The sequence below is a fragment of the Pseudomonas sp. PA15(2017) genome (assembly GCF_001945395.1).
GTDB lineage: Bacteria > Pseudomonadota > Gammaproteobacteria > Pseudomonadales > Pseudomonadaceae > Aquipseudomonas.
The window spans coordinates 170,100-189,270 of record NZ_MSXV01000050.1 but is presented as its reverse complement, the minus strand read 5'-3'; the positions used below and the strand labels follow the sequence as shown (position 1 = coordinate 189,270).

General features: G+C 64.9%; 21 protein-coding genes. 11 read left to right on the top strand and 10 right to left on the bottom strand.

Annotation, left to right across the window (positions count from 1 at the left end; translation table 11 throughout):
* Positions 1-50: 50 nt before the first annotated feature.
* Entirely contained in the window at positions 51-1,013 is a 963-nt protein-coding gene (locus BVH03_RS16515) for a FecR family protein (protein WP_075962179.1), read from the bottom strand.
* 162 nt (positions 1,014-1,175) lie between these two features.
* On the opposite strand from BVH03_RS16515, the gene BVH03_RS16510 reads away from it, so the two are divergent.
* Entirely contained in the window at positions 1,176-1,685 is a 510-nt protein-coding gene (locus BVH03_RS16510) for a sigma-70 family RNA polymerase sigma factor (RefSeq protein ID WP_256574724.1), read from the top strand.
* Positions 1,686-1,706: 21 nt separating this feature from the next.
* Here the strand turns inward: BVH03_RS16510 and BVH03_RS25990 are convergent, their stop codons facing one another.
* Positions 1,707-1,919: a hypothetical protein gene (locus tag BVH03_RS25990; RefSeq protein WP_143485983.1), complete on the bottom strand. Its 213-nt coding sequence runs from the start codon at positions 1,917-1,919 to the stop codon at positions 1,707-1,709.
* 307 nt (positions 1,920-2,226) lie between these two features.
* Between BVH03_RS25990 and BVH03_RS16505 the strand changes: the two genes are divergently transcribed.
* Positions 2,227-4,518: an acylase gene (locus BVH03_RS16505; RefSeq protein WP_083640079.1), complete on the top strand. Its 2,292-nt coding sequence runs from the start codon at positions 2,227-2,229 to the stop codon at positions 4,516-4,518.
* A gap of 370 nt (positions 4,519-4,888) precedes the next feature.
* Positions 4,889-5,674 (top strand): sulfite exporter TauE/SafE family protein, encoded by a 786-nt coding sequence (locus BVH03_RS16500; RefSeq protein ID WP_075962178.1) that lies wholly within the window; start codon positions 4,889-4,891, stop codon positions 5,672-5,674.
* Here BVH03_RS16500 and BVH03_RS16495 read toward each other — a convergent pair whose 3' ends face one another.
* The gene (locus BVH03_RS16495) at positions 5,675-6,193 is read right to left on the bottom strand and encodes an O-acetyl-ADP-ribose deacetylase (RefSeq protein ID WP_075962177.1); all 519 of its coding nucleotides are present in this window, start codon (positions 6,191-6,193) and stop codon (positions 5,675-5,677) included. It abuts the gene before it with no gap.
* Positions 6,190-6,318, bottom strand: a complete 129-nt coding sequence (locus BVH03_RS26905; protein ID WP_256574723.1) for a hypothetical protein — start codon at positions 6,316-6,318, stop codon at positions 6,190-6,192. Before BVH03_RS26905 ends, BVH03_RS16495 begins: the two co-directional genes overlap by 4 nt.
* A 280-nt stretch (positions 6,319-6,598) precedes the next feature.
* Here BVH03_RS26905 and pdxY point away from each other — a divergent pair, with 280 nt between their 5' ends.
* Positions 6,599-7,477, top strand: coding sequence for a pyridoxal kinase PdxY (gene pdxY / locus BVH03_RS16485; protein ID WP_075962176.1), 879 nt, complete (start codon positions 6,599-6,601; stop codon positions 7,475-7,477).
* Positions 7,474-7,875: a hypothetical protein gene (locus tag BVH03_RS16480; RefSeq protein ID WP_143485982.1), complete on the top strand. Its 402-nt coding sequence runs from the start codon at positions 7,474-7,476 to the stop codon at positions 7,873-7,875. The genes pdxY and BVH03_RS16480 overlap by 4 nt, the downstream gene beginning before the upstream one ends.
* 101 nt (positions 7,876-7,976) lie before the next feature.
* Here BVH03_RS16480 and BVH03_RS16475 read toward each other — a convergent pair whose 3' ends face one another.
* Entirely contained in the window at positions 7,977-8,285 is a 309-nt protein-coding gene (locus tag BVH03_RS16475; protein ID WP_083640078.1) for a DUF2845 domain-containing protein, read from the bottom strand.
* A gap of 290 nt (positions 8,286-8,575) precedes the next feature.
* Here BVH03_RS16475 and BVH03_RS16470 point away from each other — a divergent pair, with 290 nt between their 5' ends.
* Genes BVH03_RS16470 through rbsD form a run of 6 tightly spaced genes read left to right on the top strand, consistent with a single transcriptional unit; the run spans position 8,576 to position 14,438 of the window.
* Positions 8,576-9,532, top strand: coding sequence for a sugar ABC transporter substrate-binding protein (locus tag BVH03_RS16470; RefSeq protein WP_075962174.1), 957 nt, complete (start codon positions 8,576-8,578; stop codon positions 9,530-9,532).
* Positions 9,529-11,082 (top strand): sugar ABC transporter ATP-binding protein, encoded by a 1,554-nt coding sequence (locus tag BVH03_RS16465; protein WP_075962173.1) that lies wholly within the window; start codon positions 9,529-9,531, stop codon positions 11,080-11,082. Before BVH03_RS16470 ends, BVH03_RS16465 begins: the two co-directional genes overlap by 4 nt.
* An 11-nt stretch (positions 11,083-11,093) precedes the next feature.
* Positions 11,094-12,074 carry an ABC transporter permease gene (locus BVH03_RS16460; RefSeq protein WP_075962172.1) on the top strand — a complete coding sequence of 327 codons (981 nt, stop codon included), beginning with the start codon at positions 11,094-11,096 and terminating at the stop codon, positions 12,072-12,074.
* Positions 12,075-12,080: 6 nt separating this feature from the next.
* A complete protein-coding gene (locus tag BVH03_RS16455) occupies positions 12,081-13,079 on the top strand; it encodes a LacI family DNA-binding transcriptional regulator (RefSeq protein WP_075962171.1) in 999 nt (332 codons plus the stop codon).
* 49 nt (positions 13,080-13,128) lie between these two features.
* Positions 13,129-14,037, top strand: coding sequence for a ribokinase (gene rbsK / locus BVH03_RS16450; protein WP_075962170.1), 909 nt, complete (start codon positions 13,129-13,131; stop codon positions 14,035-14,037).
* Positions 14,034-14,438 (top strand): D-ribose pyranase, encoded by a 405-nt coding sequence (gene rbsD / locus BVH03_RS16445; RefSeq protein WP_075962169.1) that lies wholly within the window; start codon positions 14,034-14,036, stop codon positions 14,436-14,438. The genes rbsK and rbsD overlap by 4 nt, the downstream gene beginning before the upstream one ends.
* A gap of 574 nt (positions 14,439-15,012) precedes the next feature.
* On the opposite strand, the gene BVH03_RS16440 is transcribed toward rbsD, so the two are convergent.
* From BVH03_RS16440 to BVH03_RS16420, 5 genes are read right to left on the bottom strand one after another with little or no spacing between them, the layout of a single operon-like run.
* A complete protein-coding gene (locus BVH03_RS16440) occupies positions 15,013-15,666 on the bottom strand; it encodes an HAD family phosphatase (protein WP_075962168.1) in 654 nt (217 codons plus the stop codon).
* Positions 15,666-16,652 carry an ABC transporter ATP-binding protein gene (locus BVH03_RS16435; protein ID WP_075962167.1) on the bottom strand — a complete coding sequence of 329 codons (987 nt, stop codon included), beginning with the start codon at positions 16,650-16,652 and terminating at the stop codon, positions 15,666-15,668. The genes BVH03_RS16440 and BVH03_RS16435 overlap by 1 nt, the downstream gene beginning before the upstream one ends.
* Entirely contained in the window at positions 16,649-17,446 is a 798-nt protein-coding gene (locus BVH03_RS16430; protein WP_075962166.1) for an ABC transporter permease, read from the bottom strand. Before BVH03_RS16430 ends, BVH03_RS16435 begins: the two co-directional genes overlap by 4 nt.
* Positions 17,433-18,281, bottom strand: coding sequence for an ABC transporter permease subunit (locus tag BVH03_RS16425; protein WP_075962165.1), 849 nt, complete (start codon positions 18,279-18,281; stop codon positions 17,433-17,435). Before BVH03_RS16425 ends, BVH03_RS16430 begins: the two co-directional genes overlap by 14 nt.
* Positions 18,278-19,084, bottom strand: a complete 807-nt coding sequence (locus BVH03_RS16420) for an alkaline phosphatase family protein (protein WP_075962164.1) — start codon at positions 19,082-19,084, stop codon at positions 18,278-18,280. The genes BVH03_RS16425 and BVH03_RS16420 overlap by 4 nt, the downstream gene beginning before the upstream one ends.
* Positions 19,085-19,171: the final 87 nt, after the last annotated feature.

Sequence of the window (19,171 nt, the reverse complement as noted above, 5' to 3'; positions counted from 1 at the left end):
GCCGTCGATCCACAAGAGCAGCAGCCACCGCCCGTTAGGGCGGGCATCGTTCAGCGGCGCCGGATGACGGTATTGCCGGCTTCATTCCGGGCCAAGGTAATGGGCAGGACCGTCGGCAGCATGCGCACCAGGCCGGCGATGTCGTTGGTATTGTAAATGCCGCCGATGCGCATCTCGGCCACGGCCCGGCCCGCCAGCAAGACCGGTTTGTCCAGGTAGCGGTTGATCTGCGGCAGCGCCTCGGCCAGTGTCAGATTGTCGAGAATCAGCTTGCCATCTAGCCATGCCAGGGCCGAGCTGCTGGCTGCGTCGATCTGCGGCAGTTCGCCGTTGGCGTCGTAGCGCGCCTGCAAGCCGGGCGTCAGATAGGCTGTCTGGTCAGGGCGGTCGGCGGGACTCTGTACCCTTACCGAGCCCTCGCTGAGGGTGACCACCACCTGATCCAGATACTTCCAGACATTGAATCGCGTTCCGGTCACGGTGACGCTACCTGCGCCAGCGTGCACCACGAAGGGGTGATCGGCGTCATGCTGCACATCAAAAAACGCCTCACCCTCGCGCAACGTGATGCTGCGCTGGTCGCGGAAGTTGGCGAACCATAGCGTGGTGCCGCGGTTCAAGCGGATCTGCGAGCCATCACCGAGGATTACCTGGCGGCTCTGAGTGTCGGCCTGAAAGCGTTGCACATCGTTGGGCACCCAGCCCTGCTGCCAGCCAAACCAGCTCGAAACGGCCAGACACAGTACTGCGGCGCTGGCCAGCGCCGGTCTGGCGATGCGGCGGGTAGGGGGCGATGCCGGCCGCGCATGGTGCCTGGGCAGGTGTTCGCTGATCTGCCAGATATCCAGCATCGCAGCGTACTCTTCGGCGTGGCGCGGATCGCTATGTAGCCAGCGCTCGAAAGCCTCGCACTCTTGTGGCGTACGATCATCGGCATGCATGCGCATGCACCAATGTGCGGCCTCGTCGATCAATGGGTCGCTCGCAGGGACGGAAGAGGGTGGGAGAGGCATCGGGCTACCGGTTACAGGGCGGGACCAGCCCCTCGACAGGACTGCGCTTCGTGATGAGAACTATTATGATTTGACCTTTCGTCAGTATAGAATGCACAGCTTGCCGGCTCAAGGCTCGTGCCGGTGTGGGCAATCGGCAGTACTGATCATGGGCGCGAAATCATGGAAAAATACTACCTGCAGTTGGTTCGCTATCTGACGGTTCGATTGCGTGACAGGCACATGGCGGCCGATATCGCCCATGACGCCTACGTCAAGGTGCTGGAAGGCGCGCGGCACGATACCCTCGAATACCCGCAGGCCTATCTGTATCGCACGGCGCTGAATCTGGTTGTCGATTCTCACCGCCGTGCGGCGGTGCGGCGCAGCCACTCGATCGAGGATGTGCAGGCCGAGGAACAGCCCGCCGAAGACGCGCATGCGCCTCATGACTCGCTGTACTTGCAGCAGCGTGCCGCACTGGTTAGCAGGGCGTTGAACGAACTTTCCGAACCCTGCCGTGAAGCGTTTCTGTTGCGCAAGATCGATGGTCTGGCGCATCCGGAGATCGCCGCGCGCATGGGCATTTCCAAGGGCATGGTGGAAAAGCACATCGTCAATGCCATGCGCCATTGCCGCATCCGGGTCAAGGAGATGGAATACGCCAGGGCGGGCGCCGGGACTCTGCAGTGAGGCCCTCATTGTAAGGCCCCTTCAAGGCCAACATTCGGTCGAGCGGTACAGCGTGGCGCTGTCGACTGCCCGGCCTTTTCCAAGAGCCTGTTCATAATCTTTCGGCTCAGCTTCGCCGATTTTGGTTGCCAAGTGGCGAGAGCGCACATCGGTGCAGTGCCTGCGATTTTTCGCGCGCATGGTGCGCTCACAGTAGATCGGCGAACTGCCTTGTAGTTGCCGCTTCAGGCGCATGAAGATCGTGAACAGACCCTAGGATCGAACTGGTGCATCCTGTGCGATGCACGTCACCTCGGCTGTGCGGTAAAGCGATTGTTTGTCGACTCGCGCGACGCCACTGAAAAAGGTTATCGCGACTTCCCCGTTCGGCCTCGCCGACTCAGCTTGCAGCCTGGCAATTCATCGGTGGATCGATGCGCTTGTCGCCTGTGTGCCCTCGCCAGCAGCCAACCCGACTCGGCGTGGCGACTGCCGGCTAAATTTTCCGCCTGGTTCAGCGTTTTCCCTGTGCCGCGCTTTGTCGCGTTCCTGTGCTGGGCCAATGGAGGTAACGGTGTACAAAACCATGATGCTGGGTATTGCCTTCCTGGGTGGAGCAAGTTTGGCGAGCGCTGCCGATATGGCACCCACACGGTCGGTGGAGATTCGCTGGACAGCCTTCGGGGTTCCGCATATCCAGGCGGCCGATGAGCAGGGGCTCGGTTATGGCATCGGCTATGCCTATGCCCGCGACAATCTGTGCCTGCTGGCCGACGAGGTGCTCACCGTACGCGGCGAACGCGCCCGTTTCCTGGGGCGCGAAGGGCATGCATCCAGCGGGCTGGACAACCTGTCCTCGGACCTGTTCTTCCGCTGGTTGAACCGCGATCAGGCCCTTGCCGAGTTCCGTGCGGCGCAGAGCCCGGCGGTGCGGCAGCTGCTCTCCGGCTACGTCAAGGGCTTCAACCGTTACCTGGCCGATACCGCGCAGCCGGCCAGTTGCCGAGGGGCTGCCTGGTTGCGCCCGCTGCACGAGGATGACCTAGTGCGCCTGGTGCGCCGCCTGCTGGTCGAGGGCGGACTCGGGCAGTTCGTCGAGGCGCTCCTGGGGGCTGCACCGCCAGGCGCTTCCGCGGCCCGCGTGGCGGCGCCACCGAGCCTGGCGCGGCTGGCCGACTTTCGCCTGGAACGCGGCAGCAACGCCATCGCCGTGGGCGGCCAGCGTACCGAGAACGGCAAGGGCCGGCTTCTGGCCAACCCCCATTTCCCGTGGTCCGGCGGCATGCGTTTCTACCAGATGCACCTGACCATACCGGGGCGCCTGGATGTCATGGGCGCCGCCCTGCCGGGCCTGCCAGTGGTGAACATCGGTTTCAATCGCCACCTGGCCTGGACCCATACCGTGGATAATTCGAGTCACTTTACCCTGCACCGCCTGGCGCTCGACCCCAAGGATCCGACCCGCTACCTGTTCGATGGCCGCAGCCTGCCGTTGAGCAAAACCACGTTGCAGGTCGAGGTTCGCGAGGCCGACGGCAGCCTGTCGACCGAGCGTCATACTCTTTACGAGTCGCGCTTCGGCCCGTTGCTGAACTGGCCCGGCAAGCTCGACTGGAACCTGGAACAGGCATTCGCTCTGCAGGATGTCAACCTGGCCAACCACACCGTTCTCGAACAGTGGCTGGCCATCAACCGCGCCACCGATGTGGGCGGCTTGCGCAGTTCCATCGAAACCTACCAAGGGATTCCCTGGGTCAATACCCTGGCAGCCGACGATCAGGGGCAGGCACTGTACTTCAATGGTTCGCGCATCCCGCACATCCCGCTGCAACGCCTGTCCACCTGCGCGCTGCCGGCGCTGGTCGCCGAGGGGCTGCCGGGCCTGGATGGCAGCCGCAGCGAGTGCGACTGGCAGAATGACTCGGGCGCCGCGGCCCCTGGCGTGGTCGCGGCGTCTCACCTGCCGCTGCTGCAGCGCGAAGATTTCGTACAGAACTCCAACGACAGTGCCTGGCTGAGCAATCCGCAGCAGCCCCTGAGCGGTTTCTCGCCGCTGGTCAGTCGTGATGCCCACCCGCTCGGGTTGCGCGCCCGCTACGCCCTTGAACAACTGGGCAAGCAGGGCGACCAGCCGTTCAGCGAAGCTTTCCTCAAGGCGCTGGTGGACGACAATCGTGTTTATCAGGCCGATCTGCTGCTGGACGATCTGCTCGCTTTCTGCGCGAGTCGCGCTCGCGACGCGCAGTTGGCGCCAGGCTGCTCGGCCTTGGCGAGCTGGAATCGCAAGGCATCGCTGGATGCCGGGGCAGGCTTCCTGTACTTCCAGCGTTTCATGGCCGCGTTGGAGCTGGATGAGGTGCCCTGGCGCGTACCGTTCGATCCTGCGGATCCGCTGAATACCCCGCGCGGCCTGGCGTGGCGACAAGCGAACGCCGCCAGCCGCCTGAGCGATGCCCTGCGCCAGGCCAGCCGTGAGGTCGCCGATGCCGGCCTGCCCGCGCAGGCGACCTGGGGACAGGTTCAAGGGGTGCAGCGTGGCAGCACCTGGATCCCGATCCCCGGCGGCGATGGGCGCTTTGGTATCTACAATGCGATGCAAAGCGAACGGCAGGCTGACGGTCGCCTGGCCGTGGTCAGTGGCAGCAGTTACCTGCAACTGGTCAGTTTCGATGACCGCGGGCCGGTGGCCCAGGGACTGCTGGCGTTTTCCCAGTCCAGCGATCCGGCTTCGGCGCACTTCAAGGACCAGACCGAGCTGTTCACCCGGCAGGCCTGGCGGCGATTGCCTTTCACCCGCGCGCAGATTGACGCCGACCCCGAGCTGCAGGTGCTCAGCCTGCAGATGGACGACTGAGCCTGCCATCGAGCGAGGCACCGTGTCCTGAACATCTGGCACCACGGCGGGCCGACCGCCATGGGTTTATCGGTGGCGATGCCGACAATAGCGCTGTTGATTGACGGCTGCGGTCAATCAACAGAACCCGGCCTGCCAAGGTTTCCGTCGCCGATGGGATCTTCACGGCTACCGCGCAATACACGGGCAGGGGCGTCCGTTTCCGCTGAGGCATCGGTAAGTTTCGGCTGAACACGGATCGGCACCGAGCCTGGTGGTGCCGAGCTTTATAACTGTTATAAGCAAATGCTTACTCGGTATATGTCCTTTATGTTCAAGTGGTTATCCTGCGCGCCTGACAAATGAGCCGACGACGGCAATTGGGGCAGGTATGGATTTTGGTGGCTTGGGCTTCGTCATCGCGGGGCTGGTAGTAGGCTTTATCGTGGGCATGACGGGGGTGGGCGGCGGCTCGCTGATGACGCCCATTCTGCTGTGGTTCGGCATCAACCCGGCGGCGGCGGTTGGCACCGACCTGCTGTATGCGGCGATCACCAAGGCCGGTGGGGTTTTCGTTCACCAGCGTAACCGCAATATCGACTGGTCGGTGACCGCCTGGCTGGCGGCGGGCAGTGTCCCCGCGGCCTTGTTGACGCTGCTGGCGCTGACTCTGCTGCCGGGCGATCAACACGCCACCAATGAATTGATCAAGCATGCGCTGGGTATCGTGCTGCTGTTGACCGCCACGGCGATCTTGTTCAAGAAACAGTTGTTCGCCTTCGCCAGCCGCCATGCCGGCGACGGGTTTCACTTCAGCCCGGGGCGGCTCAACGCGTTGACGGTCGTGGTCGGCCTGGTGCTCGGCTTCATGGTCACCCTGACTTCCATTGGCGCCGGCGCCCTCGGCACCGTGGCGCTGTTCCTGCTTTACCCGCTGATGCCCACGCGCCGCCTGGTGGGCACCGAAATCGCCCACGCCGTGCCGCTGACTCTGGTGGCGGGCCTTGGCCACGCCGGGCTCGGCAACCTGGACTGGGGCGTGCTGGGCTACCTGCTGCTGGGCTCGCTGCCGGGCATTTTCTTCGGCAGCCACCTGTCCGGGCGCGTGTCCGACAACGTGCTGCGACCGTTCCTGGCGATCATGCTGATGGTGATCGGCTTCAAGCTGGCGTTCTGATCAACTGATGCGCTCATCCAGCGCACGCTGGTAAACGGCCAGGTCGCCGGCCGAGAAACAGCAGAACAGCACCTCGTCGATGCCGGGATACCGCGTCAGTTCGGCCCGCACCGTGCTCACCGCGGTGTGGGCCGCCTGCTCGATGGGGTAACCGAAGATACCGGTGCTGATGCTTGGAAAGGCGATGGAATGGGCGTCCACCTCGGCCGCCAGGCGCAGGGCGTTGCGGTAGCAGTCGATCAGCAGCGCCTCTTCACCGTACGCGCCACCGCGCCATACCGGCCCCACGGTATGCACGATGAAACGCGCCGGCAATCGGTAGCCGCCGGTGCGCTTGGCCTCACCGGTCTTGCAGCCGCCGAGCAGACGGCATTCGTGCAGTAGATCGCTGCCCGCCGCGCGATGGATGGCGCCATCCACGCCGCCGCCACCGAGCAGCGACGAGTTGGCGGCATTGACGATGGCATCGACCTCGAGCGTGGTGATATCCGCTTGGATGGTGCGTATTCGTGCGGTCATTGGCGTGGCTCCCTTGGCTTGTCGGTATTGACGACCATGAACCACTTGGGCTGCATGCGCCAGAAGTCGGTGCGCACGTTGTGCTTCAGCGTGCGGGCTTGCCCGGCGTCGCGGGCGAATACCACCCAATGCCAGGACGGCTCGGCCTATTCCAGGCGCCAGCGGATGGCCAGCAATGCGCGGTCCGGCAAACGCCCCCAGCCCGGAAACGGCGCCGGCTTTCGCCGTAGCTGACCCCAGTCAGCACCGCGCAGGCAGCGATGCCACAGCCCGAGGGTTGTTCCTGAATGACCGGGTCGATGGGGCAGGGCATTGGGCACTCCGTTTGCCATGGAATCTCAGGGGGGATTGGCGAATAATGCCGGCACTGGCCTTGCGCCGTCCATGACAGGATCCCGCCCGCCCATGAGCGCTACTCAACCACCTCTGGTGCTATCCATCCAGTCCCACGTTGCCCTCGGCCATGTCGGCAACGACGCCGCGGTGTTCCCGCTGCAGCGCCTGGGCTTCGAAGTGTTGCCGGTGCACACGGTGCAGTTTTCCAACCACACCGGCTACGGCCAGTTTCGCGGCCAGGTGTTCGATGCCGAGCACATTCGCGAGGTGCTCGCCGGCCTGCGTGATCGCGGCGCGTTGTCGCGGGTTTCGGCGGTGCTGTCCGGTTACCTGGGCGATGCGGCCATCGGCGCGGTGATTCTCGAGGCGGTGGACGAGATCCGCCGCGACAATCCCGGCGTGCGCTACCTCTGCGACCCGGTGATGGGCGATGTAGGGCGGGGCGTGTTCGTCAATGCGGCGATCCCCGATTTCCTGCGTAACCTGGCGATCCCCTGCGCCAACATCATCACCCCCAACCAGTTCGAGTTCGAGCTGCTTACCGGCAGCAAGCTGGGCAGCGTCGACGAGGCGGTGCGGGTGGCGCGCCAGTTGCGTGGCCGCGGGCCGGACGTGGTGGTGATCACCAGCCTGGCCACGCCGGACATTCCCGCGGACCAGCTGTGCACCCTGGCGGTCAATGGCGAAGGCGCCTGGCTGGTGAACACGCCGCGCCTGGCATTGCATCCGCTGCCCAACGGCATGGGCGACGTGTTCTCGGCGACCCTGCTGGCGCGTTTGCTGTCCGGCCATGCCTTGCCCCAGGCACTGGCGCTGGCTACCGCCACGCTGTACGCCCTGGTCGGAGCCACCGCCGAAGGCTCGCGCGACCTGCCACTGGTCAGCGCCCAGGAGCAGATCGTCCAGCCGGCGCAGCGTTATGCGGCCAGCGAAGTGGTGTGCCCATGAGCGGTCGTGCCTGGTGTGCGATGGCGCTGCTGTTGGCCAGCGCGCAGAGCCTGGCCTGCGAGGTGGACACCGAAGCCGCGTTTCGCGATGAGGTGCACGGCAATCTGGTGATACCGGTGCGAGTCGGGCTGGGTGAGCGTTGCGTGGTCCTCGACCATCTCACCGAGGAAGGGCGCAGGACGCGCCGCGAGTTGTGGATGCCGGTGGAGAAACTGGGTAACAGCGCGCCCAGACTGGGCCGTTGGAAACGCGAGTACCGGGTCGAGGGTGACGTGGCCAAGGTCGACCGTTTCGTCTACCTGGCGGGCGAAAAGCCGGGCGAGGATTCGGTGACGTTCTCCTCCTTCCCGAACCAGCAGGAACGGCGGGCCGTCGAGTACCGCATTCGCATCGAGTGACCCATCGGGGCCAGTAGGAGTGTATGCGTCAGCCCTGCGGTGCCTTGCCATCGCTCATGGTTGTTGTGGGCGCTTGAGGCATCAGGTGCCTTGATCGCGCACTAACGCTGGCGCTCGATGCTGATATCGACCAGCTTTCCGTCGATGAAGCGCAGATTGCGCACCGCGCCATTTCTAGGCGGATAAGACCAGGTTTGCACCTCTACCGAATGCGTTCGATGCGGATTGGCAGGCCGCCTATCCGGCGGCTCTACACGGCTTTGAGCGGGTGTTCCACAGAGGGTCTGTACCCGATCAAGCGTATCGCCCAGAGCGATCAGCGAGGTGCCGCAGCGCATGGATGCCAGGCCCGGCATCGTGACGAAAAGCAGGGCCCATAGCAGCGTCGTTTGATTCATCTTTTTCTTCATGGCGCTTTCTCGCGGTTCTCAGCTGCGGTCAAGCCTACGAAGCTTGTCAGCGAAAATGATGGGTAGAGAGTCTGCTAAACGTAACCCAGGATCCAGCTCGGTTGCAGTCGCAAAGACCGTTTTCACCATCTCACGGCCATGCCGGGGGCAGCAGCCGGTTTGCATGTTCGACTCGGACGATAGGCTTTGACGGCTAGTGGCAATTGACAAAAAGCCGACCATTTCATAGTTTTATAGGCACGCAAACGTTTGCGTATCGATAACAACGACAATAATCACGGAGTTCGCCCATGTCCGGTTTCCGTCCTGCCCGTCTGTGCGCCGCCATCGCCCTTGGTGCCGCCGCCCTTGTCAGTTTCTCCACTGCCCATGCCGCCGAAGGCGAGCCACCTCGCGTCGCACTGGTGATGAAATCCCTCGCCAACGAGTTCTTTCGCACCATGGAAGACGGTGCCAAGGCCTACCAGAAAGAGAACCCCAGTCAGTTCGAGTTGATCGCCAACGGCATCAAGGATGAGACCGATACCTCGGCGCAGATCCGCATCGTCGAGCAGATGATCGTCGCCAAGGTCGATGCCCTGGTGATCGCGCCCGCCGATTCCAAAGCGCTGGTGCCGGTGATCAAGAAGGCCAGCGATGCCGGCATCAAGGTGGTCAACATCGATAACCGCCTCGATCCGGAAGTGGTCAAGAGCAAGGGCCTGGATGTGCCGTTCGTAGGCCCGGACAACCGCAAGGGCGCGCGCCTGGTCGGCGAATACCTGGCCAAGGAAAAGCTCAAGGCCGGTGACGAGGTCGGCATCATCGAAGGCGTGTCCACCACCACCAACGCCAAGCAGCGCACCGCGGGCTTCAAGGACGCCATGGAAGCGGCCGGTATGAAGATCGTCGGCGTGCAGTCCGGCAACTGGGAGATCGACCGCGGCAACGCCGTGGCCTCGGCCATGCTCAACGAGTACCCGAACCTCAAGGCGCTGCTGGCCGGCAACGACAGCATGGCCCTCGGCGCGGTGTCCGCAGTGCGTGCCGCTGGCAAGAAGGACCAGGTGCAGGTGGTCGGTTACGACAACATCAACGCCATCAAGCCGATGCTCAAGGACGGCCGCGTGCTCGCCACCGCCGACCAGTTCGCGGCGCGCCAGGCGGTGTTCGGCATCGAGGCGGCGCTCAAGCTGGTCAAGGGTGAGCCCACCGATGCCAAGGACGGTGTGATCGAAACCCCCGTCGAACTCGTGACCAAGCCGTGACCCATGCGGTAACCGGCGGCGAGACCGTTCTCGCCGCCCGCGATATCGGCAAGACCTACGTTCAGCCCGTGCTGGGCGGGGTCGGGCTGGAGCTGCGCGCCGGTGAAGTGCTGGCGCTGACCGGCGAGAACGGCGCCGGCAAAAGTACCCTCTCAAAGATTTTCTGTGGGCTGGAGCAACCGACCACGGGCTCCCTGAGCTTTCTCGGCCAGCCCTATGCACCGGCCAGCCGCCGCGATGCCGAACGCCTCGGCGTGCGCATGGTGCTGCAGGAACTCAACCTGCTGCCCACCCTGACCGTGGCCGAGAACCTGTTTCTCGACAACCTGCCCAGCCGCGGCGGCTGGATTGCCCGTGGCCGCCTGCGCGAAATGGCGCGCGAGGCCATGGCGCGGGTCGGCCTGGAAGCCATCGACCCGGACACGCCGGTGGCATCGTTGGGCGTCGGCCATCAGCAGATGGTCGAGATCGCCCGCAACCTGATCGGCGAGTGCCGCGTGCTGGTGCTCGACGAGCCGACCGCCATGCTCACCGCCCGCGAGGTCGATCTGCTGTTCGAGCAGATCCAGCGCCTGCGCGAGGCCGGGGTGGCCATCGTGTACATCTCCCACCGCCTGGAAGAACTGGCGAAAGTGGCGCAGCGCATCGCCGTGCTGCGCGACGGCCAACTGGTGGCGGTGGAGCCCATCGACCGCTACAGCAGCGACGAGCTGGTGACCCTGATGGTCGGCCGTGAGGTCGGCGAAGCCATCGACCTGGGCGAGCGAAAGATTGGCGCACCGTTGTTGCAGGTCAGCAAGCTGTGCCGGCGCGGCAAGGTCGACGACGTGTCATTCACCGTGCGGGCCGGGGAAATCTACGGTATTTCCGGGCTGATCGGCGCGGGCCGTACCGAGTTACTGCGGCTGATCTATGGCGCCGACCGCGCCGACAGCGGCGAGGTGGCCATCGGCAACCCGCCTGCACCGGCGCGCGTGCGTTCACCGGCTGAGGCAGTGAGCCACGGCATCGCGCTGATCACCGAAGACCGCAAGGGCGAAGGCCTGCTGCTCGGCCAGCCGATCGCCGCCAACCTAGCGCTGGGCAACATGCCTGCAGTGTCCAGACACGGCGTGATGCGCCCAGCGGCGGAGCAGGCTTTGGCGCAGCGGCAGATCGACGCCATGCGCATTCGCTGCAACGGCGCCCACCAGGCGGTGGTCGAGCTGTCCGGCGGCAACCAGCAGAAGGTGGTGATCGGCCGCTGGCTGGAGCGTGACTGCCAGGTGCTGCTCTTCGACGAGCCGACCCGCGGCATCGACGTGGGCGCCAAATTCGAAATCTACGGCCTGCTCGGTGAGCTGGCACGCCAGGGCAAGGCCCTGGTGGTGGTGTCCAGCGACCTGCGCGAGCTGATGCTGATCTGCGACCGCATCGGTGTGCTGTCCGCTGGGCGCCTGATCGAAACCTTCGACCGCGATGACTGGACCCAGGACCGTCTGCTGGCTGCCGCCTTCGCCGGCTACCGCAGCCGCGAGGCCTTGCTCGGCGACGTCGCCCCCCCGTTATAGGAGCTTTGCCAATGACCACTCCATCCGCCACGCCGGCCAAGCGCAGCGGCACGCATCAGGGCCTGGGCACCTACCTGGGTCTGGCCGGTGCGCTGCTGGCGATGATCGTGCTGTTCTCGACCCTGAGCAGCCACTTCCTGTCCTACGCGACGTTCACCACCCTGGCCAACCAGATTCCCGATCTGATGGTGCTGGCGGTGGGCATGACGCTGATCCTGATCATCGGCGGCATTGACCTGTCGGTGGGCTCGGTGCTGGCCCTGGCCGCGGCCGTGGTCAGCGTCGCCACCCTTGGTTTCGGCTGGGGCATCCTGCCTGCCGCGCTGCTGGGCATGGCCTGCGCGGCGTTGGCCGGCAGCGTCACCGGGATCATCACGGTGGCCTGGGGCATTCCCTCGTTCATCGTCTCCCTCGGCGTGCTGGAGATGGCCCGAGGCCTGGCCTATCAGCTCACCGATTCGCGCACCGCGTATATCGGCGACGCCTATGCCTGGCTGTCGACGCCGTTCGCTGCGGGCATCTCGCCATCGTTCGTGATCGCCCTGCTGGTGATCGCTGCCGCGCACCTGCTGCTCACCCGCACGGTGTTCGGCCGTTATCTGGTGGCCATCGGCACCAACGAGGAAGCGGTACGTCTGGCCGGCATCAACCCCAAACCCTACAAGATCTCGGTGTTCGCCCTGATGGGCCTGCTCGCCGGCCTGGCCGCGCTGTTCCAGATATCTCGCCTGGAAGCCGCCGACCCGAATGCCGGCTCCGGCCTGGAGCTACAGGTGATCGCCGCCGTGGTGATCGGCGGTACCAGCCTGATGGGCGGTCGCGGCTCGGTGATCAGCACCTTCTTCGGCGTGCTGATCATCTCCGTGCTGGCCGCGGGGCTGGCGCAGATCGGCGCCAGCGAGCCGACCAAGCGCATCATCACCGGTGCGGTGATCGTCGTCGCGGTGATTCTCGACACCTACCGCAGCTACCGCGCCAAGCGCCGGGCCTGACTGCTCATGGCCACCATCAAGGACGTCGCCGCCCGGGCAGGCATTTCCTATACCACGGTTTCTCACGTGGTGAACGGTACGCGCCCGGTCAGCGACCTGGTGCGCAGCAAGGTGGAGGCCGCCATCGCCGAACTGGGCTACGTACCCAGCGGCGTGGCGCGCTCGCTGCGGGTGCGCGCTACCGGCACCTTGGGCCTGCTGGTGCCCAACGCCAGCAACCCGTATTTTGCCGAGTTGGCCCGCGGCATCGAGGACCACGCCGAGCGCAACGGTTACAGCGTGATCCTGTGCAACTCCGATGACGACACTGACAAGCAGCTGCGCTACTTGCGCGTGTTGCTGGAGCGGCGCATCGACGGGCTGATCGTCGCCACCGTGGCCAGTGACGCGGCTTTCGCCAAAGCCCTGGCCAACCTGCGGGTGCCGCTGGTGCTGGTCGACCGTTCCCTGGACGGCGTCAGCGCCGACCAGTTGCGGGTCGACCATGAGCAGGGCGCCTACCTGGCCACCTGTCACCTGCTGGAGTTGGGCCATCGACGCATCGTCTGTATCGGCGGCCCGGCCAGTACCCAGGTGGCCCAGTTACGTGCCGCCGGCTACCGCCGCGCGCTGGACGAGGCGGGCATCGAAGCCAGGGCGGTGGTGGACTGCCCGTTCACCAGCCCGGCCGGGCATGCCGCCGCCCAGGCGCTGCTGGCAGGCGAGCAGCGGCCTACGGCGATCTTCGCCGGTAACGACATGATTGCCCTCGGCGTGCTGCGTGCCGCCGCCGAGCGCCAGTTGCAGGTGCCGCAGCAGCTCTCGGTGGTGGGCTTCGACGACATCGAAGTGAGCCGCTACCTGCACCCGGCGCTGACCACCGTCGGCCAGTGCATCGGCGCGCTGGGCGAGCAGGTGGCCGCGCGGCTGCTGGAACGTATCCGTACGCCCGGTCTGGCCGTCGCCCAGCGGCTGATCGAACCCATTCTGGTGCTGCGCGAATCCAGCGCAGCCCCCGACGCATGATTCACCGCAAGGCCCGGCGCCTCGCGGTCGATGGAGAGGAACACCTGCAATGCAAGCGAACGTAGTGGTGATGGGCAGCCTGAACATGGACCTGATCGTGCGTGCGCCGCGCCTGCCGGTTGGCGGTGAAACCCTGGCCGGCCAGGGTTTCTCCACGGCGCCGGGCGGCAAGGGCGCCAACCAGGCAGTGGCCGCGGCGCGCCTCGGCGCACGGGTGGCGATGGTCGGCTGCGTGGGCGATGACGCCTACGGCAGCGAACTGCGCGGCGGCCTGCTGGCCGAAGGCATCGACTGCAGCGCCGTGGAGGTGGCCGCCGGTGTGCCCAGCGGCATTGCGTCGATCCTGGTCGACGATGCTGGCCAGAACGCCATCGTCATCGTCGCTGGCGGTAACGGTGAGATGAGCCCCGAGCGCGTCGCGCATCACGATGCCCTGCTGGCAGCGGCCGATGTGGTGATCGCGCAACTGGAAGTGCCGGCCGCCACGGTCGAGGCCACCTTGGCGCGCGCCCATGCCCTGGGCCGCACGGTGATCCTCAACCCGGCGCCGGCCATCGGCCCCTTGCCCGCGCACTGGTACGGCCTGGTCGACTACCTGATCCCCAACGAAAGCGAGGCCGCCTTGCTGACCGGGCTGCCGGTCGAAGGCCCTGACACGGCGCTGCTGGCCGCCCGGCAATTACTCGCGGCAGGCGCCCGGCGAGTGCTGATCACCCTGGGTCGCCAGGGCGTACTGTACGCCGACGCCACCCGGCATCTGCATATGCCGGTCGAGCCGGTGGTGGCGGTGGACACCACCGCCGCCGGTGACACCTTCGTTGGCGGCTTCGCTGCCGGCCTGGCCGAGGGCCTGCCGCTCGAAGAGGCCATCGCCCTGGGCCAACAGGCCGCCGCCCTGGCCGTTACCCGGCCGGGCGCCCAACCTTCGATTCCCCATCGCCACGAGTTGCCCGCATGAAAAAGACCCCGCTGCTCAACGCCGAACTCTCCGCCGTCATCGCCCGCCTTGGCCATGGCGATGTGATCGTCATCGGCGACGCCGGCATGCCGATACCGCCTGGCACCCCGTGCATCGACCTGGCGCTGACCGCCGGCGTACCGGACTTCGTCACCACGCTCAAGGTGGTGCTCAGCGAGATGCAGGTGCAGGGCCATCTGCTGGCGCGGGAAACCCTGGAAGTTGCGCCGGTCGGGTTGGAAGCTATCGAATCGCTGACCGCTCAAGGTGAGCTGGGCGAGCGCCAACTGGTCAGCCACGACGAACTCAAGGCCGCGTGCCGCACCGCGCGGGTGCAGATACGCACGGGCGAGTGCCGGCCTTACAGCAATATTGCGTTGATCGCTGGTGTGACTTTCTAAGAAACTGTTCAGAATGTTCATGAACGTGTTACTTGCCCGCTTCAGGGCGATTGCAGCTGCTGAACGGGCAGCTACCGGCCAGAAGCGGACGGGCCTCTATAGCTCGGGGGGATCTACGAAACCTGGGGCGATTCATAGGCTGTAACTCGCATAATTCACCTCAGAAATAGAGCTCCGTCATCCCAACCGACTCATGATTGGGGAAAGGCTAATTGATGGCTTATTTATGGAATAAAAGCACTGTAAAGGCCAAGGCGTGGCTAGGAAAAGCGACCCTCAATTACGGTAAGCCGAGATGGAGAGTTACGATGCGGATAGAACTCTGATCATGAGGCCCGCGTTACAGGCTTGTATCGCTGATCGGCCCGCGGAACAGCATTGTCTTGGACAGAGTTCGATGAATATATCTGGCTCCGCCGAAAGCGAAAGGTGAACGGAGCTGTTGTGGGAAAGGCCGGGCGGCGATCCGCTTAGCAACGATCTTTGCCAGGTTAGGCGTAAGAGCTTGGGGCTAAAGCCCCTGCCACGATCGTGAACGGCCGCTACCGCCATATTGCGGCTATCAGCCTCTGCCTCAACTCCAGCTCAAGATCGGCCAGCCCTCGCGTTCGGCATGTTCGCGCAGCACCGGGTCGGGGTTGACTGCGTGGGGGTTGTCGACCCGCTGCAGCAGCGGCAGGTCGTTGCGTGAGTCGGAGTAGAAGTAGGCGCCTTCCAGTGTTTCGCCGTGTTCTTCCAGCCAGGCGTGCAGGCGGGTGACCTTGCCTTCGCGGTAGGTCAGCACGCCTTCTGTCTTGCCGCTGTAATGGCCGTATTCCTCGTGCAGATCGATGGCCAGCACTTCGTCGACCTTGAGGCGTTCGGCGATGGCGCTGACCAGGAAGTACGCCGAGGCGGAGATGATCAGAATGCGGTCGCCGGCCTCGCGGTGGGTGGCCAGGCAGCGGGTGGCGTCGCTGAAGAAGATCGGCTCGATCACGTCCTCCACGAACGGCTCGACCACGAAGGCGACTTCTTCCGGCGTGCGCCCCACCAGCGGCGAGAGGCTGAAGATCATGTAGTCTTCCATGGCTAGCTTGCCTTCGGCATACAGCGCCATCAGTTGGTGATCCTTGGCGATGAAGCTCTCGCCGTCGACCCAGCCCAGCGTGGCCATGTGTTCGCTCCACAGGCTGGCGCAGTCGCCGTTGATCAGGGTTTCGTCGAGATCGAAAATTGCCAGGGCCATCAAGCTACCTCTCGCACGGCATGCGCCGCGATATCCAGTGAGATCGGGTGGCCGTTGGCGTGCAGGTCGTCGGCGCTGCGATTGAGCACATCGACCAGCAGTTCCACGCCGTCGGCGTCCACCCGGTAGCGGATGATATTACCGAGCAGGGCGTGGCTGCGAATGATTGCGCTGATCGGGCCCTGGCCGAGCACGATGGCTTCCGGGCGGATGGCCACCTGGCTGCTGACCGGATAGCCGAGCAGGCGGCTGGCGCTGGGTGCGTCGAGCAGGTTGTAGTTACCGATGAAACCGGCGGCGAAGGCGTCGGCCGGCGCGGTGTAAAGGGTTTCCGCGTCGCCGCTCTGGACGATGCGCCCGGCGTTCATCAGGAAGATGCGGTCGCTCATCACCAGCGCCTCTTCCTGATCGTGGGTGACGAAAATCGTGGTCAGGCCCAGCTCCTGCTGGATGCTGCGGATCTGCTCGCGCAGGTGCTTGCGAATGCGCGCATCGAGGGCCGACAGCGGCTCGTCGAGCAGCAGCAGCCGTGGGCGGGTGACCAGCGAGCGGGCCAGGGCGACGCGCTGGCACTGGCCGCCGGATAGCTGATGTGGGTAGCGGCCGGCGAAGTCGCCCAGCTCGACCATCGCCAGGGCTTCCTGCACGCGGGCGGTGGATTCTTCCTTGCCGACCTTCTGCATGCGCAGGCCGAAGGCGACGTTCTGCGCGGCGGTCATGTTGGGGAACAGCGCGTAGCTCTGGAACACCATGCCGATGCCGCGCTTTTGCGGCGACAGCGGCACCAGGTCTTCGCCGCCGAGCAGGATCTTGCCGCCGTTGACCTCGGTGAGGCCGGCGATGCAGCGCAGCAGGGTGGATTTGCCGCAGCCCGAAGGGCCGAGCAGAGTGACGAATTCGCCTTGCTCGATCTCCGCGTTGATGTCGCTGAAAATCGCGGTGCCGCCGTAGCGCTTGTGCAGGTTCTGGATGCTCAGGAAACTCATGCCTTGTCCCTGTTCAGTTGATTGGCCGCCCAGGTGAACACCAGGACGAAAAAGAAGTAGGAGATCACCAGGGCGCTGTTGAAGTGGCCGCTGCTGTTCTTCATGTTGTTCAGATACACCTGCAGCGTCTCGTAGCGCGTGCCGACCAGCAGGTTGGCGAACACGAATTCGCCGAACAGGAAGCTGAATGACAGGAACAGCGACACCATCAGGCCCTTGCGCAGGGTGGGCAGCACCACCAGAAAGGCGGCTTTCCAGGTGCTGGCGCCGAGCAGGTGGGCGGCGTCCATCAGGTCGCGCAGGTTGATCGCCTGCAGGTTGTTGGTGATGGCCCGGTACATGAACGGCAGGGCGATGGTGAAGTAGCAGCCGATCAGGATCCACGGCGTGCCGACCATCGCCAGCGGCCCGGAGCCGTAGAGCTGCAGCAGGCCCACGGCGGACACCACCGGCGGCACGGCGAACGGCAGCAGGATCAGCACGTTCATCACCGCGTCGAGTTTCGGGAAGTGGTAATGCACCACGAACAGCAACGGCAGGATCAGCACCACCGACAACGCCAGGGCGCCGAAGCAGACCAGCAGCGACTGGCCGAAGGCCTTGAGAAAGCGCGTCTCGCCCCACAGCTCCAGGTACCATTTGAAGGTCAGGCCATCCGGCAGGATGGTCGCCGACCAGCTGGTGGACAGCGAATAGAGCAGGGTACCGGCCAGCGGCAGCAGCAGGATCAGAAACAGCAGCCAGACCACCACGCGGTGGTAAAGACTCGTGGCGGCAGCATCAGCGCGGGACATGGTAGCTCCTTCGCAGCAGCAACTGATGGACGAGGGTGATCGCCGCCATCAGGCCGACCAGGATCATCGCCAGGGCGCTGGCCATGTTCGGGTCGAGGGAAATGTCCCCGGAAATCATCGCGGCGATGCGGATCGGCAGCACGTTGAAATTGCCGGTGGTCAGGTAATACACCGTGGCATAGGCGCCCAGGGCATTGGCCAGCAGGATGACGAAGGTGCCGAGCAGCGCCGGGGTCAGCACCGGCAGGCCGATATGCCGCCAGAAGGCCCAGGTGCCGGCGCCGAGCAGTGCGGCCGACTCGCGCCAGTCCTGGCGCAGGGCGTCGAAGGCCGGGTAGAGCAGCAGCACACCGAGGGGAATCTGGAAGTAGGTGTAGAGCACGATCAGGCCGTTCTTGGAGTACAGGTTGAAGCTGTCGATCAGCCCGGCCTGGATCAGCAGCAGGGTCAGCGCGCCGTTGAAACCGAGCAGGATGATGAAGGCGAAGGCCAGGGGCACGCCGGCGAAGTTGCTGGTCATGTTGGAAAAGGCGATCACGAAATCGCGCAGTTTCGAGTCCACCTGGCGCAGCGAGTAGCTGCCGACGATGGCGATGAGCATGCCGAACACACTCGACCAGAAAGCGATCTGCAGGCTGTGCTTGACCGCCTGCATGTAGAACTTGGAGGCGAAGGCCTTCTCGAAATTGCCCAGGCCCCAGCCGTCCGGGGTGTTGAGGCTGTTGATCGCGACCCACACCAGCGGGGCCACCTGAAAGGCGATAAAGAACACCGTGAAGGGCAGCAGGCACAGCAGGGCCGGCCATTTGCCGCGGGGTTTGTGGGTGGCGCTCATCGCAGCAGCTCCCGGCACGAGGGTTTGTCATGGGGCACGCCAAGCAGCTCGCAGATCGTGCCGCACAGTTCGAGCTGCTTTGGTGCGGCGGCGTCGCTAAGGCTGAAGGCATCACCGAGCACGAACAGCGGCACTTCGCGTTCTTCGGGCAGCAGGCCGTTGTGGGAGCGGTCGTCGTTCATGCCGTGGTCGGCGGTCACCAACACCTGGTAACCGGCGTCCAGCCAGCCTTGCAGGTAGTTGGCCAGCAGGATGTCGGCGACACGCGCGGCATTGCGGTATTGGCTGCTGCCCAGGCCATGCTTATGGCCGGCGTCGTCGATATTCATCGGGTGCACCAGCAGGAAGTCCGGCGCATGGGCGAGGCGCAGGCTCTCGGCGTCGTCGAACAGGTGCGAGTCCGGGTAATGGTCGACGTAATAGAAGTGCCCGTGCTGGATCGGCAGCTCGGCATCACGGGTATGCCGATCGCGTGCGGCCACGAAAGGCGCGCGGTTATACAGCTCGCTGACCCAATGGTAAGCGGCAGCCGCGGTGCTCAGCCCCGCGGCGCGGGCGTAATGGAACACGCTGCGCTCACTGCTCAGGCGCACCACGTTGTTGTGCACGATGCCGCTGTCGATGGGCGCGACGCCGGTGAGAATGCACTCGTAGAGCGGCCTGGACAGCGACGGCAGTTCGCACTCGAGCTTGTACAGTGCGGCACGCCCGGCAGCGCGATAGGCCTGCAGGTGGCCGAGCGCATGCCGGGCGACCTCGAAATTGAGGCCGTCGAGCAGAACGAGGATGACCTTGGACGGCATGGGTGATCCTGAGTTGAGAGAGTCGTAGCCTGGGATGAGCGCAGCGATACCCAGGGCAGGTTTCCCGGGTGTCGCTACGCTCGACCC